The organism is Bacillus sp. AFS002410 (assembly GCF_002556365.1).
In the GTDB taxonomy this organism is placed as follows: Bacteria; Bacillota; Bacilli; order Bacillales; family Bacillaceae_G; genus Gottfriedia.
The window spans coordinates 1-15479 of the sequence record NZ_NUEU01000115.1; the positions used below are offsets into that span (position 1 = coordinate 1).

Sequence of the window (15479 nt, forward strand, 5' to 3'; positions counted from 1 at the left end):
TTATTAAATAATTAAGGTGGAAACTATGTTTATAGTTAATGTAGAAGGTGCAATACAAAAAAATGGAAAATGGCTAATTATCGAAAGAAGTAAAAAAGAGGAACATGCAGGAGGATTACTTTCACTTGTTGGGGGCAAAGCAGAATTGGAAGGAAATTCCTCGGATATTTTAGAAAGAACCATTAAACGTGAAATGATGGAGGAAGTTGGATTAGAAATTAAAGACGAAATGAAATACGTTCGAAATACTTCATTTGTAACAGATAAAGGGGAGCATGTGATCGATATTGTATTTGTTTGCGAATATGATTCGGGAGAAGCTTTTGCCAAATGTTCTGATGAAGTAGAATCAGTATTGTGGTTAACTTCAGACGAAATTTTTGCAGATCCTAAAGCCCCCATATACTTAAAAGAAAGCATTAGACAGGCAGAATTGTTAATCAAAGCGGTTAGAAGGTTTAACTAAATGGAAAAAGAAATTTACATAATTAGGCACTGTGAAGCAAAAGGGCAACCTGTTGAGTCTGAACTAACAGAAAGAGGAATTCAACAGGCAAATGATTTAGCAAAATTTTTCTCAAGGATAAAGATTGATCAAATAATCTCCAGTCCTTTTTCTCGTGCGATTCAATCAATCGAACCAACAAGTAAAGAAAAGAAGATCGATATTGTAATCAATGAAAGTTTATCAGAACGCAAGCTAAGCTCACGAGATTTACCAGATTGGTTAGAAAAATTAAAAACAACATTTGAAGATATGGAATTGAAGTTTGATGGAGGAGAATCAAGTCAAGAAGCTACTTATCGTGCAATAAGTGTTATTGACGAAATCATCAATAGTGAACATCAAAGTACAATTGTTGTAACGCATGGAAATTTAATGTCTTTAATTTTAAAGCATTTTAACGACGAGTTTGGATTTGAGAATTGGAAGAGTTTAAGTAACCCGGATGTATTTCAATTGAAGTTTAAAAATAACGAATTTGTTTACGAACGCTTGTGGAAAGAGGATTCAAAATAAACATTCTTTTTTTATTTTCCTCTGTTTAAACTGACTGTTGATTTTCTTATTTTATTAACGAACGCATAGTTCAAGGTCGTGAGTCACTATCGTGGCTCATTTTTTTGAAGTGAATTTGTGTAGAGGCAAATTATCCCGTTCAATAAAACATTGGAAGGAATTTTTTCTTTTATATCGAATAAATTGGTAAATAATTACATTTATTGAAATTAAATGAGGTTATTAAAATATCGAGAAAGAGGATGTAAAAGTGAAAATAAATAAAAAACTGTTCTCATTCATTATTACTTTTGTTGTTTTAATTAGTACACCATTTGGACTTTCTTTTTTAATGGGTTCAAAATGGATTGATTGGGTTTTTGTTAGTTCTTTATTCATTACGGCCAATATCGTATTTTTTAATTTAAATGGCGATGGACTCATAGGTAGATTAGATAAATCAACAGTACAAGGAAAAACAGGTATATCTGCAGTAATCGATCATAAAACAGAAATTGTAAATTTACCATTTTCGTTTTATGTTTCATTGTTGTTCACAATCGGAACTCTTTTTTTTGTAACCCCGATTTATTGATGTATTAATTGTTTATCTTCAGTCAATTTTGTTTAGATAAAGTTTTTTCTTATATAGCTATGCATGTGTTAGTTGTATATGAGACCTCTAATAGTTCAAAAATCAACATTTTAATTAAACAGAGCTTTTATTTTAAAAAGAACACTACATAGATATTAAGAAGTTCTCTTTCAGAGTACCCGCAGGTTAAAAAACAGGTATAAAAGTATACATATTAGCAGAGGGGTTAACGCGTTGATTCTCTCTGCTTTTTTATTGATATAATAGGGTTTAAGCAGATAATTAGAATATAAATCGCAGTTATAATCGCAAAACTGTTAACAACTGCCTAATTTTATTTAGATAATCGCTTTTTCATGTCCGATTTCATATGCCATTTCAATTACGTAATACGTAATTAAGCAGAATTAACTAAATGAAATTTCTTAAACCCAAAAAGTTCAATGGGAACAAATTTTATCATTTCTTATGCAACTAATTGGCAGTTTAGTTGCCTTAGGATTTAAAGTGTATAATTGGAGTTTGCTAGAAAATTCGCCTATTTACTTATTAAGAAGAACATGGTTTTAAATGTATTATGAAATTAAATAATAAGGAGATAAGTAATTTTGAATAATAAGCTAAGGAATCGTTTAATTTGGGGTAATATCAATAATTTAATTTGGATAGCTTTTTCATTTTTATCATATCAGAACAATATTGCTAATGCTTTATATGCTATAAAAGATAATAATGCAACGATTAAGGGGATTAGTCAAAATCTGTTTTCAACAAATATAATTACAACTCAAGGAACACAGACAATTACAAATCTACCTTGGGTTTTTACTTTTCTTACGATATTCTTTAATTTTTTTATTCTTTTGACTTCAATGATTAATCGTAAGGCACTAAAAAAAGGAACATATAATGTTGTAGCAAACGAAAAAGTTTAATAACTTATCCAACTAACGCATGCAATAGTTGAAGAAAATGAGCAGCAAGTAGCTGCTCATTTTTATGTTATTATTAAATAAAATTTCCAAAAGGTTGGAGTGAGGGGTATTGAACACAAATCAAAAGGCCATTGATTTATTTGAAAAAAATGAATATAAGGAAGCCTTTGAACTTTTTCAGAAAGCAGTAAAGGAATCAAGGAATATTCAGTCTCTTAATAACCTCGCTTGGTTTTATCTTTATGAGGAAGAGGATGATGATACAGCTCTCGAATTGATAAAAGAGACTATTTCTTTAAATCCCTCCTCGTATTTTCCATATAATATCATCAGCGAAATTTATATTGGGCAAAAGAAATGGAAACTCGCTTCATGCATGTTACAAAAGTCAATCTCAATTCAACCATCTTATGAAGCATTGCGTAATTATGCGATAACAAATTACCATTTAGGAAACTTAGAAGAAGCTGCTGAATTATTCTTAAAAGTTGCTGGTAATTCAGATCATATGTTGTACTGCTACGTGAAATGTTTAATTGAACTTGGAAGAAAATCCGAAGCTAAAGAAAAATTAAAAGAATTTGATGAAGAAGCTGATGATTTTGATGGAGTAGTTGAACTTGCTGAATTATATCTTGAACTAGAATGTTATGAAGAAGCTGTACATTATTTTGAAAAAGGATGGCTAGAATACTCAAAAGGCCCATATTGGATAAGTAGATTTATTTACTCACTTTTTAAAGCCAATAATATTACCCGTATAAATGAAGTTATCAATGAATCTATTAAAGAAAAAATTGAGGAAATTCAAGATGCTACCGAAGAATCAATTGAAGAAAATTGGACAGAAAATGATAAAGCAGAATATATTAAACATTTAAATGAAGAGAAAGCAACATATGAGAATATGGTCGAATTAATTATATCTGGACATAAACCTTTAATTACTTTTGAACCAGCATCAACAGGCTCCTGTTATTTGTTTGGTTGTAAACAACATAAACATCCAGAACACCAAGAATAAAACCTATACTCTGGTTTATAAATTACTTTGTTATTAAACGGATGCGTTAGTTACGTACCAAAGAGGATTAAAATGAACGGCTTCTATTTACTATTTGGCATTAAAGTTGAAGAAGGAAATGTTAAAATAAAGGAATAATCTATTATAACAATTTAATAAAGATAAGGGTGAAAGAAAAATAGGTGTTTTAATACAAGGTGATAAATTAAAAGAGTTATTAAATGATATTGTTACCCCCTATCTTTTACCATTAGAGTTAAAATGGAGAGGGGAATTTTACTGGGTTGGGGAAAACAAGAATGGAATTAGGAAAGTTTTTCAATATGTTCCTTCAAAGGGGGGCATGGGGAGTTTTTCGTATGGGCTGTGTCTCGATTTTATTCCACTTGTATCTGGGAACAAACTCCGATACTTTCGAACGGAAAAAAGTTCTAGAGCGCTTCTTACATTTAGTGGAAGAAGTACGATTATTTCACAGTGGGTAGAAGATGATGTAAAGCAATCTATTACAAAAGCTATTAAAGCAGACATCAAACGTATTGAAAAAAGTTTGAATTCTATACATTCACTCGAAGACGCGAGAAAGATTGCAATTCAAAATATGAAAAGTGATGATGTTTATTTCATATATCCTAGTCCATTCTATGTGCTTGCTTTTCTTGAAGCAAAGGGAGGTAATGTTGAAAAAGGATTAGAGTTGTTAGAAAAATACTTTTCTATTTCAAATGAAAAAGAAAATATCCGTGAAATGTTAATTAGTAAGTTAATAAATCTAAAATAATCTTATTAATACCAATTTTTTATTCAACTAACGCATGAATTAGTTAGATAAGAAATAGCTTAGAACAAAGAAGTTATGAGAACATAAAAAGCAGTGCGAATTCGTATTTGAATTCCACTGCTTTTTGTATTGTTAGTATACTTGCTTTTATAGCTGCGGGTCTTCCAAAAGAGAAAGGCTTACATAGATATATAGTGTTCTTTTTTACTTACTATTTAAATAGTCATATTATCGTTTTACACGAATTTCTAATTCTTCAAGCTTAAGTGATAATTTTTCCTCATCAATCTTAATTTCTAAGTCATCAAATGTATACTCTGCAAAATGAGGAATATCAATTGTAATCGCAGATAGCTCTTTGCTAATAAAAGTTGAGTCTTTCCCAGCTTCTAATTTCTTTTTGTAGCGATTAAATTTAGCGTCAAGATTATCCATATTTTCATACAATTCTTCAACTGTGTTATAAATTTGAATTAATGGAATTGCCGATTTCTCTCCAACTCCAGGGCAACCAGGAATATTATCGCTAGAGTCACCTAATAATGCTTTTACATCAACCCATTGTTTCGGATGGATTCCATAATCATTACTAAAGTGTTCTAAAGAATAAACGATTTCTCCCGTTTTTTGGGCAATGATTTGAGAAGTATGCTCATTAATTAATTGTAGCAGGTCTCGATCATTACTATAAATATAGCATTTATTTTTAACAGAATTAGACCAATTATTTGATAAAGTACCCATTAAGTCATCTGCTTCGTAAGGTGCCATTTCCAGTTGAGCAATGCCGATTTCTTCTAGTGCTGTTTTTAAAGTGAAAAATTGTTCAATAAGTGGCGATGGTAGTTCTCCACGAGTCGCTTTATAAAAATCATATTTAGTTCGACGATCAGTTTCTTCACGCTTTACATCCCAAGTAACTGCTAGATGAGTAATTTCATGTTCTTTAATTAAGTTAAATAGCTTTGGGATAAATACTCTTAATGCATTTATATAAACTCCATCTTTCGTTTTAGAAAGCTGCTCATCACTTCTGCCATAAGAAGTTGCAAAATAACCTCTACTTAATAAGTTAAAGCCATCAATTAATAATAAAGATTGATTTTCCATATTTATAAATCACCTATTATCTATTTATTTAATATAAAAATCATAGCATATTCTACTTAAAATGATAACTAATGTATTAATTCTAAATAGAACGAAAGATAAATTAACGATAAATTCTGCAAAAATGTAAAAAGACATAAAACTTTAATTAAAATATTGAATTTTCTGTTTATTTATTAGATGAATTTTACTATAATGAAATTTATATAAAAAATTGCAAAGGGTAGGTAGTCATATGGAGAAAGTAAAAAGTACTGTTAAAATCGAGGATATTTTAGTTGCCTATAATACTTTGAAAGAAGTTACGAACAAGACACCTTTGCAGATTAGTACGATGCTAAGTGAAAAATATGATTGTAACGTATTTTTAAAACGAGAGGATTTACAAATAATCCGTTCATTTAAACTTAGAGGTGCATATTACAAAATTAGCAATTTGTCTTATGATGAAAGACAAAAAGGAGTTGTATGTGCTAGTGCGGGCAATCATGCTCAAGGGGTAGCATATACATGTAATGAATTACAGGTGTATGCGAAGATATTTATGCCTTCAACTACACCAAATCAAAAAGTATCTCAAGTGAAATTCTTCGGGGGTCCATTTGTTGAAGTTATTTTAATCGGTGATACATTTGATATTGCTCATCAAAATGCTCAAACTTATTGTAATGAAAATCAAATGACATTCATTCATCCATTTGATGATCCAGATGTTATTGCAGGCCAAGGTACAGTAGCTGTTGAAATATTAAATGAAATTGATCGTCCAGTAGATTATTTATTCGTTGCGATCGGCGGCGGTGGATTAAGCTCTGGAGTTGGCACATACATAAAAGGAATTAGTCCATCAACGAAAGTAATTGGAGTTGAACCAATGGGTGCGGCTTCAATGGCAGAATCAATTGCAAATGGAAGAGTTGTATCATTACCTTCTATTGAAAAGTTTGTTGATGGGGCAGCGGTCGGCCAAGTTGGCTATTTAACTTATGAAATTTGTCGGGAAGTACTCGATCAAGTTGTTGCTATTCCAGAAGGTGAGATTTGTACAACTATATTAGAGCTTTATAATAAAAATGCGATCATTGCTGAGCCTGCTGGGGCAATGTCCATATCAGCTTTAGAATTATTTAAAGATGAAATAAAAGGTAAAAACGTCGTTTGTATTGTCTCTGGAGGAAATAATGATATTGACCGACTTCAAGAAATTAAAGAAAGATCTTTAATTCATGAAGGATTAAAGCACTATTTCATCATCAACTTCCCACAACGTTCTGGTGCTTTACGTGAGTTCCTTGATAAAGTATTGGGGCCAAATGATGATATTACTAGATTCGAATACACTAAGAAAAACAATAAGGACAATGGCCCAGCATTAGTCGGGATTGAATTAGCAAACAAATCGGATTATAAAGCGTTGATTGAGCGAATGATTTGTCATGAAATTCAATTCATGGAAATCAATAACAACCCTACTTTATTTAATCTACTTATTTAAACGAATTGGCCAATTAGTGAAAAATTCCACAAGGTAAAATCCTTGTGGAATTTTGTATTTTAGATATTAAAAGTTTAACTGATTACGAACAAATATTAGTTGTTTACGGAAGAATATCTTTTACTTACATAAAAAGATTATGAAATAAGCGTAAATATTTGTGAGTTATGAAAAAATATCGCAAAGAATATGTAATACGCCCGAAAGTCAGTGATTTATGCCAAATATTAATAAAAGTAAGTAGCATATCAACAAAAAGTAACCATATATCAACAAAAATCAGCAGTATATCAATAAAGTTCACAACTTTATCAACAAAGTTCATATTTTGTTCGCATTTCACACAAATGTATATCTCTTAAAAAAAGAAATCACCAATCTTGACTTTACGAATACATTAAAATACAATATTTCTAGAAATACTGAAATAAGAGCTGGTCTTTGAAAGGAGGTCATAGTGGTGAACGATGATATTGCAGTAAAGGTATATAAAGCATTAGGAGAATCAACTCGATTGCAAATTGTAAAAGTACTTGCTAAGCAATCGGAATTAGCTTGTCTTGAAATGAAGAATCAAATAAAGGTATCGGCGAATTCTACATTGACACATCATTTAAAACCATTACTTGATTGCGGCTTACTTACTGTCCGCAAAGAAGGTACCTTCAGATACTATAGTTTACAAAGAGAAGTTTTGGAAAAATATGCACCCGCTTTACTTTAAAAATAAAGCGGTAAAATTTTATTTATTATTTCAGTATTTATAGAAATACCGAATAATAATAGGGGGAACTGAATATGAGTTTAGAAAGTAAAGAAAAAACTAGTTGGGGAAAATTACAAAATGGTTCAGAAAGTAAGCTTTTTGAATCTGTTAAAATAGGTGCTTGGAATTTACAAAGTCGTACAGCAATGGCCCCATTGACAAGATGCTTTGCAGATGATGAAACTGGTGTAGTTGGAGATGAAGTTGTTGAATATTATCGTAAACGAGCTGCTGATGGAGTTGGATTAATTATTTCTGAAGGTACTGTTATTAGTCCACGCGGTAAAGGTTACCCTGGTGTTCCAGGTATTTATTCTAAGGAGCAAATTAATGCTTGGAAAAAGGTAACAGATGCTGTTCATAAAGAAGGAGGGACAATGATTTCACAAATCTGGCACGTAGGACGCCTATCTCATCACGAGCTAGCTGGAAACATGCCACCACAAGCACCTTCAGCAATTCGTGCAGAAGGTTTAGTGTCTCGATATCGTAAGCCATATGATATTCCTGAAGCGATGACGTTAGAGGATATTAAAGAAGTAATTAATCAATATGCTCAAGCAGCTAAAAATGCAATTGAAGCGGGCTTTGATGGTGTTGAAATTCATGCTGCGCACGGATACTTAATCGATCAATTTAACTCTGATATTACAAATAATCGTACCGATCAATATGGTGGGGATCTTCCACAAAGATTAACATTTATGAAAGAAGTTATAAAAGTAGTTATCGAAGCAATTGGTACTGAGAGAACGATGATTCGCTTTTCTGCACATAAAGCTGATATTCCAGGATATATGTGGGAGGATCCTGAATACGCTATTCGCACGTTTATTGAAGCATTCAAAGAAGTTGGTGCAACTTTATTACACCCATCAATTATGCAATTTGATCGTGTACTTGCTGATGGTAAAACGATGCATCAACTTGTACGAAAATACTGGGATGGAGCGATTGTTGGAGTAGGAACAATAGATCCTGAAATGGCAGAAAAAGCTATTGAAGAAGGAACGATTGATGTTGTTGCGTTCGGCCGTCCTTTAATTTCTAATCCAGATCTTTTACACCGTTTGAAAAATGGCGAAGAAATTGAAGAATATGATGCTAAAAAGCATCTAAATAGTTTAATCTAATTTTTGTAAATAAAAAGGAAGCTTATTAGTAGCTTCCTTTTCTAAAAATCTTTATTTCGGTATTTATAGAAATACGAAATTAATTCGAGAGGAATTATATTATGTCTACTAATGGGAAAATTTATATTTTAGCAATGATTAGTTTTTTAGTTGGAACTTCACAGTACGTTATATCTGGTATTTTAGATAAAATAGCAAATCAACTAGGTATATCCATTGAAGCTGCAGGTCAATTAATTACTGTCTATTCATTAATCTATGCAATCGGTACACCAATCTTAATGGCGTTATTTGCAAAAATGGAACGACGAAAGTTACTTTTATTTTCTTTAAGCGTATTTATAGTAGGAAATTTAATGGCAGTGATCGCACCAGGTTACAGTTTATTTATGGTTGCACGCATCGTTATGGCTTTAAGTGCTGGTGTTACTGTTGTAACAGTACTAAGCTTAGCAGCTAAAATTGCACAACCAAATAAAAAGGCAAGTTCCATTGCAACAGTTGTCATGGGGTTTACAGCTTCATTAATTATAGGTGTTCCAATCGGGAGATTTGTTGCATCTGCATATGATTGGAAATTAGTCTTTCTTGGAGTTGCAATATTTGTACTACTTGCTTTAGTAGTTATTATTAAAACAATCCCAAAAACTCACGGTGATCAACCGATTCCATTACTACAACAAATTGGAATGTTTAAACAACCAAAAATTGCATTAGCTTTATCAATTACGTTTTTCTTAATGAGCGGGTACGGAATTGTTTTTACTTATTTATCACCTTATCTTGTTCAAACTACTGGAATGAGCGATCACGTTTTAAGTTTCGCTTTACTAATCCTAGGAATAGCAAGTTTAATTGGATCCAAGTTCGGTGGATTTAGTGCAGACAAGTGGGGGATTACACTTACTTTAAAACGAGGACTTGTACTTAATATTTTATCAATCATTTTATTAACTTTTATAACTAGTTCAATTAATACTGTCATCATTATTCTTACATTATGGTCATTTGCTGGTTGGTCATCAGGAGCAACACAACAATTCAACTTAGCTACGATTTCACCAAAATCATCCGATGTTTTATTAGGATTAAACCAATCGATGATGCAATTGGGCTTCGCTTTTGGCGCAGCAATCGGAGGAATTGCAGTTAGTCAAATATCCATTAGTTCAATTACTTGGATGGGATCAATTCCCGTTATTATTTCTTTAATCATAACATTTGTTTTGTCACAATACTTAATGACTGAAAAGAAAGCTAGACAAAGTGTTGGAACACAAATAAGAGCTTAATTTGAGCGATTATGAAATTTAATTACTTTTAGTATTGTAAAAAAGTAAATTTAACTATTAGTCAACATTGTGGTCTAAGAGTCTTGTAATGGAAATCAATAACATATTACTGCCTTTATGAAAAATTGATTATTAATTGATAAGCTTATTTTTCATTACCATTAGGCCACAAATTGTGGTCTTTTTTCTTTTTGGTAATGGTCTTAAATCTCCTTATATGTTTTACTAAAAAAACAAAACGTATAATATTGGAATTATATGAATTTTTATAATAATTTAAATTCAACCTTTTTCAAATAAATTTTGTATAAAAGTATTCCTAATGCTTTGTAACCGATTTATAATTGTATTCGGAAAGCCTCAAATTAACGATTTGTGAACTATACATATTTCTTTAAACTCACAAAAATGGAAAATAATAAAACGATAATTTTTTATATTTATTTAATAATAAGTAGTAAATATAAAAGTTGGGGGCTTACTCCTTTTAAATGATAATTAAAGATAATTAAGGAGCTGGTATTTATGTCAAGTAAGACATTAGAAGCATTTTTAACTCCACAGTTAGCTGAGTTAAAAGAGAAAGGGCTCTATAATGAGATTAACTCTTTAGAAGGTTCTAACGAGGCTACTATTCAAATTAGTGGCAAACAGTTTATAAATTTATCTTCAAATAACTATTTAGGTTTTGCAACTCATCCGCGTTTAAAGAAAGCTGCTTTTGAAGCAACTGAAAAATACGGTGTAGGTGCTGGAGCTGTACGTACAATCAACGGAACGATGGATATCCACGATCAACTTGAAAAGGCAATTGCTGAATTTAAGCATACTGAGGCTGCTATTGCATTCCAATCTGGTTTTAATTGTAATATGGGTGCTATTTCTGCAGTTATGACGAAAAAAGATGCGATTTTATCTGATGAATTAAACCATGCTTCAATCATTGATGGTTGCAGACTTTCAGGTGCAAAAATTATTCGTGTAAAACATCAAGATATGGATGATTTACGTGAAAAAGCAAAAGAAACTACAACAAATGGCTTATATGAAAAAGTTATGTATATAGCTGATGGCGTTTTTTCAATGGATGGCGACGTAGCAAATATTCCTGAAATCGTAAAAATTGCTGAAGAGTTTGGCTTAATAACTTACATCGATGACGCTCATGGTTCAGGTGTTATGGGTAAAGGTGCTGGAACAGTTAAGCATTTCGGATTATCTGATAAAATTGACTTCCAAATTGGAACACTTTCTAAAGCAGTTGGTGTAGTTGGAGGATATGTAGCAGGTTCACAACAATTAATCGATTGGTTAAAAGTTCGTGCACGTCCATTCTTATTCTCTACATCATTAACACCAGCAAGTGCTGCAGCGTGTATTGAAGCAATTCGTATTATGTCTGAAGAACCAGAAAAAATCGAAACGCTATGGGAAAATGGAGACTACTTAAAAGCAGGATTATCAAAATTAGGATTTAATATCGGTAACTCTGAAACACCAATTACTCCATGTATTATCGGTGACGAAAATCTTACACAAGAATTTTCTAAACGTCTATACGAAGAAGGCGTTTATGCGAAGTCAATCGTATTCCCAACAGTACCACTTGGAACTGGTCGTATTCGTAATATGCCAACAGCAGCGCATACTAAGGAAATGCTAGATGAAGTTTTAGCTATTTATGAAAAAGTAGGTCGCGAATTAAAAGTTATTAAATAATATAAAATACTACATTCGATTGATTAATACTATAAGGTGGACTAAGGAATGAAGAAAATATTAATTACTGGTTGTTTTGGACAAATCGGTTCAGAATTAACTATGCGTCTTAGAAGTGAATACGGGATTGAAAATGTTGTTGCGACAGATATTCGCCGTCTTGAAGGAAGCCCAATTTTAGAAACTGGTCATTTTGAAATTTTAGATGTAATGGATAAAGAAAAAATGTTAGAGATTGCTAAAAAATATGAAGTTGATACATTCATTCATTTAGCTGCTCTATTATCAGCTGTTGCTGAAGCTAAACCTACTTTAGCATGGGATTTAAATATGGGTGGATTAGTTAATGCACTTGAAGTTGCTAGAGAATTAAGCTTAAAATTCTTTACGCCAAGTTCAATTGGTGCTTTTGGTCCTGCTACTCCAAAAGATAACACGCCACAAGATACGATCCAACGACCAACTACAATGTACGGAGTTACGAAAGTAGCTGGAGAATTATTATGTGATTACTACTTTGAAAAATTTGGCGTAGATACTCGTGGAGTTCGTTTCCCTGGTTTAATCTCTTATGATACAGTACCTGGTGGAGGAACAACTGATTACGCTGTAGACATTTATTATGAAGCATTAAAAAATAAGAAATATACATCATTTATTGGTGAAGGAACCTATATGGATATGATGTATATGCCTGATGCAATTGATGCTATTATTAAATTAATGGAAGCTGATTCATCAAAACTAGTACATCGCAATGCATTTAATATTTCTGCGATGTCATTTGAACCAACTCAAATTGCAGCATCGATTCGTAAATTCGTTCCTGAGTTTACTTTAGATTTTGACATTGATCCAATTCGTCAAGGAATTGCTAATTCATGGCCAAATTCAATTGACTCTTCAGCAGCAAAACAAGAGTGGGGCTTCGATCCAAAATTTGATTTAGATCGTATGTCTGAAGATATGCTAAGTAAATTAGCTGCAAAGTTAAACGTAGCTCAAGCATAATTAAAAAAGAAGGAGACAATTGTCTCCTTCTTTTTTTTCTCCTTCCTTTCCTTATCCCTGTTTTTGGTATTTTGTTAAGTATTTTGACACAAACTTATTTTATCAAGTATCGAGAATGATAAATTGAAATGCCGATAAAAAAGGATGTTGGAATATGAATAATTTAGAAAATATGTTATTACCTTTAACGATTAAAGATATTAAAACAGCCTATGAACTTTTAGAAGGCAAAGTTCGAAAAACTCCTTTAGTAAAATCATTTTATTTAACTTCTAAGTCAGATGGGGAAATTTATTTAAAGCTTGAAAATATGCAATTAACAGGCTCATTTAAATTTCGCGGAGCATTTAATAAGATTTCACATTTAACAGAGGAAGAGAGAAGTAAAGGAATTATCGCATGTTCAGCGGGTAATCATGCACAAGGTGTCGCATTATCATCTAAGCTATTACATATTAAAAGTAAAATCATAATGCCTTCATCTGCTCCAAAAGCAAAGGTTCAAGCAACAGAAGGATACGGTTCAAATATCATTTTATACGGTGAAACATTTGATGATGCCAAAGACTATTGCGCTAAAGTACGAGAGGAAACTGGAGAAACTTTCATACATCCTTATGACGATCCTTATATTATGGCTGGTCAAGGAACGATTGGTATCGAAATTTTAGATGATCTCTGGGATGTTGATACTGTAATTGTCCCAATTGGTGGTGGTGGACTTATATCTGGAATTTCTGTTGCATTAAAATCATTTAACCCTTCAATCAACATTATAGGTGTACAAGCTGAAAATGTTCATGGAATGAAAGCATCAATAGACGCAGGTGAAATAGTAAGTAATTATGTTGCCCCAACAATGGCAGATGGTTGTTCAGTAAAAGTTCCTGGAAAGTTAACATTTGAAGTTGTGAAAGAATTAGTAACCGAAATAGTCCTTGTGAGTGAGGAAGAAATAGAGGTCGCAATGAAAGATTTATTACAGCGTGGAAAAGCTGTAGTAGAAGGGTCAGGTGCGCTAGCCACAGCTGTAATTCTATCAGGTAAAGCAGCAAAATATATAAAAGATAAAAAAGTAGTAGCAATTATATCAGGTGGAAATGTTGACTTAGAAAGAATATCAAGTGTATGTGAACATTTCTTTGGAAATGAAGTAAAGTAATCTTTTTATATTAAGTGAAAAGAATGGGTGGTCGTATTGTCCGAACATAAACTAAGAAGAGAAATGGGGTTTATTGCAGCTTTAACTACCGTTATTGGAACTGTTATTGGTGGTGGAGTTTTCTTTAAAGCCACAGCAGTGTATGGTGCAACTGGATCTGCTAGTTTAGGTTTACTAGCTTGGGTAATTGGTGGTGCAATAACAATTTGTGCAGGTTTATCGGGTGCTGAACTTGCCGCAGCTATACCTAAAACAGGAGGAATGGTTGCATATTTAAAGCACACTTACGGAGATATGACCGCCTACTTACTCGGATGGGCACAAACAATCATCTATTTTCCAGCAAATATTGCCGCGCTCTCAATAATTTTTGGTACACAAGCAGTTTCAATTTTTGGAGTAAATGCATCTTCTAATAAGTTTACTGTTACCCTTATAGCGGTAATTACAGCTGTTTTTATTACATTTATGAATTTCTTAGGGGCAAAAACAGCAGGTAGCATTCAATCACTTTTTACGTTTTGTAAATTAATCCCTTTAGCGATTTTAATTATATTTGGACTATTACATGAAGGAAATGTGACCTTTCAGCTCTTTCCAATTGAAGTTGGAAGTGATCGCAGCTTTTTGTCAGCTTTAGGTTCAGCATTACTTGCAACGATGTTTGCATATGACGGATGGATTCTTGTAGGAAACATTGCAGGAGAAATGAAAAATCCTAAAAATGATTTACCAAAAGCAATCGTATTAGGACTTGCAATCGTCATGGCTGTGTATTTATTGATTAATATTTCATTTTTATTTGTTTTGACTGCAGCGCAATTAGCTGGGACTGCTACTCCTGCAACTGAAGTTTCGAAAGCATTATTTGGAAATCTTGGAGGTAAGCTTGTACTAATTGGAATTTTGATTTCGGTTTTTGGCACGATAAATGGATATACAATGACTGGAATGAGAGTTCCATATGTAATGGCAAGAGAGAATAAGCTTCCTTTTAGTGGTTGGTTTGGAAAATTATCAAAAACAGGTGTCCCATATAATGCTGGACTATTTATCCTATTAGTTGCCATTTTTATGATGTTTATAGGTGGATTTGACTTACTTACTGATATGTTAGTATTTGTTATCTGGATTTTCTATACATTAACATTCATGGCGGTGTACATTTTACGAAAACGAGAACCCGATTTAAAGAGACCGTATAAAGTACCGTTTTTACCAATTGTTTTGACAATCGCAATAATAGGAGGGATTTTCATCGTTGTCAATACATTGATAACGCAAACCATATTAGCATTTTGGGGCATTGGGTTAACTTTAATAGGACTACCAGTATATTACATATTACGAAATAATCATAAAGTAATTGATGATGAATGACCAAAGAATCCTATTATCTTTAGCACTTACTGAAAAAGTTCGAGTTGAAAATTATTTTAATGGAAGCCATAGGTTA

Annotated in this window: 15 protein-coding genes; 14 read left to right on the plus strand and 1 reads right to left on the minus strand. The window is 32.2% G+C overall.

Annotated features, from left to right (window positions below):
• Nucleotides 1–25: 25 nt before the first annotated feature.
• From CN692_RS25505 to CN692_RS25530, 6 genes are all read left to right on the plus strand, one after another.
• Nucleotides 26–466 (plus strand): NUDIX hydrolase, encoded by a 441-nt coding sequence (locus tag CN692_RS25505; RefSeq protein WP_098121914.1) that lies wholly within the window; start codon nt 26–28, stop codon nt 464–466.
• A complete protein-coding gene (locus CN692_RS25510; protein ID WP_098121915.1) occupies nt 467–1021 on the plus strand; it encodes a histidine phosphatase family protein in 555 nt (184 codons plus the stop codon).
• A 250-nt stretch (nt 1022–1271) separates the two neighbouring features.
• A complete protein-coding gene (locus CN692_RS25515) occupies nt 1272–1595 on the plus strand; it encodes a hypothetical protein (RefSeq protein ID WP_098121916.1) in 324 nt (107 codons plus the stop codon).
• A 608-nt stretch (nt 1596–2203) separates the two neighbouring features.
• Nucleotides 2204–2530 carry a hypothetical protein gene (locus CN692_RS25520; RefSeq protein WP_098121917.1) on the plus strand — a complete coding sequence of 109 codons (327 nt, stop codon included), beginning with the start codon at nt 2204–2206 and terminating at the stop codon, nt 2528–2530.
• 109 nt (nt 2531–2639) lie between these two features.
• Nucleotides 2640–3554, plus strand: a complete 915-nt coding sequence (locus tag CN692_RS25525; protein WP_098121918.1) for a tetratricopeptide repeat protein — start codon at nt 2640–2642, stop codon at nt 3552–3554.
• 343 nt (nt 3555–3897) lie between these two features.
• The gene (locus tag CN692_RS25530; RefSeq protein ID WP_098121919.1) at nt 3898–4335 is read left to right on the plus strand and encodes a hypothetical protein; all 438 of its coding nucleotides are present in this window, start codon (nt 3898–3900) and stop codon (nt 4333–4335) included.
• Between the two features lie 228 nt (nt 4336–4563).
• Here CN692_RS25530 and CN692_RS25535 read toward each other — a convergent pair whose 3' ends face one another.
• The gene (locus CN692_RS25535; RefSeq protein ID WP_098121920.1) at nt 4564–5445 is read right to left on the minus strand and encodes a 5'-3' exonuclease; all 882 of its coding nucleotides are present in this window, start codon (nt 5443–5445) and stop codon (nt 4564–4566) included.
• Nucleotides 5446–5680: 235 nt separating this feature from the next.
• Between CN692_RS25535 and ilvA the strand changes: the two genes are divergently transcribed.
• The 8 genes from ilvA (at nt 5681) to CN692_RS25575 (ending at nt 15403) form a co-directional block, all read left to right on the plus strand.
• Entirely contained in the window at nt 5681–6940 is a 1260-nt protein-coding gene (gene ilvA, locus CN692_RS25540; protein ID WP_098121921.1) for a threonine ammonia-lyase IlvA, read from the plus strand.
• A gap of 460 nt (nt 6941–7400) precedes the next feature.
• Nucleotides 7401–7664, plus strand: a complete 264-nt coding sequence (locus CN692_RS25545) for an ArsR/SmtB family transcription factor (protein ID WP_098121922.1) — start codon at nt 7401–7403, stop codon at nt 7662–7664.
• 74 nt (nt 7665–7738) lie between these two features.
• Nucleotides 7739–8839: an alkene reductase gene (locus CN692_RS25550; RefSeq protein ID WP_098121923.1), complete on the plus strand. Its 1101-nt coding sequence runs from the start codon at nt 7739–7741 to the stop codon at nt 8837–8839.
• A gap of 101 nt (nt 8840–8940) precedes the next feature.
• The gene (locus CN692_RS25555; protein ID WP_098121924.1) at nt 8941–10131 is read left to right on the plus strand and encodes an MFS transporter; all 1191 of its coding nucleotides are present in this window, start codon (nt 8941–8943) and stop codon (nt 10129–10131) included.
• A gap of 525 nt (nt 10132–10656) precedes the next feature.
• A complete protein-coding gene (locus CN692_RS25560; RefSeq protein ID WP_098121925.1) occupies nt 10657–11850 on the plus strand; it encodes a glycine C-acetyltransferase in 1194 nt (397 codons plus the stop codon).
• Nucleotides 11851–11898: 48 nt separating this feature from the next.
• Nucleotides 11899–12861 (plus strand): L-threonine 3-dehydrogenase, encoded by a 963-nt coding sequence (locus tag CN692_RS25565; RefSeq protein WP_098121926.1) that lies wholly within the window; start codon nt 11899–11901, stop codon nt 12859–12861.
• A 154-nt stretch (nt 12862–13015) separates the two neighbouring features.
• Complete coding sequence (tdcB, locus tag CN692_RS25570; protein WP_098121927.1) at nt 13016–14023, plus strand: bifunctional threonine ammonia-lyase/L-serine ammonia-lyase TdcB; 1008 nt, start codon at nt 13016–13018, stop codon at nt 14021–14023.
• A 63-nt stretch (nt 14024–14086) separates the two neighbouring features.
• Nucleotides 14087–15403, plus strand: a complete 1317-nt coding sequence (locus CN692_RS25575; protein WP_373605059.1) for an APC family permease — start codon at nt 14087–14089, stop codon at nt 15401–15403.
• Nucleotides 15404–15479: the final 76 nt, after the last annotated feature.

Excerpts from the sequence above, each read along its gene's own strand:
- CN692_RS25505 (WP_098121914.1), top strand. The coding sequence starts at position 26 with ATGTTTATAGTTAATGTAGAAGGTGCAATACAAAAAAATGGAAAATGG.
- CN692_RS25530 (WP_098121919.1), top strand. The coding sequence starts at position 3,898 with ATGGGGAGTTTTTCGTATGGGCTGTGTCTCGATTTTATTCCACTTGTA.
- CN692_RS25555 (WP_098121924.1), top strand. The coding sequence starts at position 8,941 with ATGTCTACTAATGGGAAAATTTATATTTTAGCAATGATTAGTTTTTTA.
- CN692_RS25510 (WP_098121915.1), top strand. The coding sequence starts at position 467 with ATGGAAAAAGAAATTTACATAATTAGGCACTGTGAAGCAAAAGGGCAA.
- CN692_RS25565 (WP_098121926.1), top strand. The coding sequence starts at position 11,899 with ATGAAGAAAATATTAATTACTGGTTGTTTTGGACAAATCGGTTCAGAA.
- CN692_RS25550 (WP_098121923.1), top strand. The coding sequence starts at position 7,739 with ATGAGTTTAGAAAGTAAAGAAAAAACTAGTTGGGGAAAATTACAAAAT.
- ilvA (WP_098121921.1), top strand. The coding sequence starts at position 5,681 with ATGGAGAAAGTAAAAAGTACTGTTAAAATCGAGGATATTTTAGTTGCC.
- CN692_RS25575 (WP_373605059.1), top strand. The coding sequence starts at position 14,087 with ATGGGGTTTATTGCAGCTTTAACTACCGTTATTGGAACTGTTATTGGT.
- CN692_RS25560 (WP_098121925.1), top strand. The coding sequence starts at position 10,657 with ATGTCAAGTAAGACATTAGAAGCATTTTTAACTCCACAGTTAGCTGAG.
- CN692_RS25535 (WP_098121920.1), bottom strand. The coding sequence starts at position 5,445 with ATGGAAAATCAATCTTTATTATTAATTGATGGCTTTAACTTATTAAGT.
- tdcB (WP_098121927.1), top strand. The coding sequence starts at position 13,016 with ATGAATAATTTAGAAAATATGTTATTACCTTTAACGATTAAAGATATT.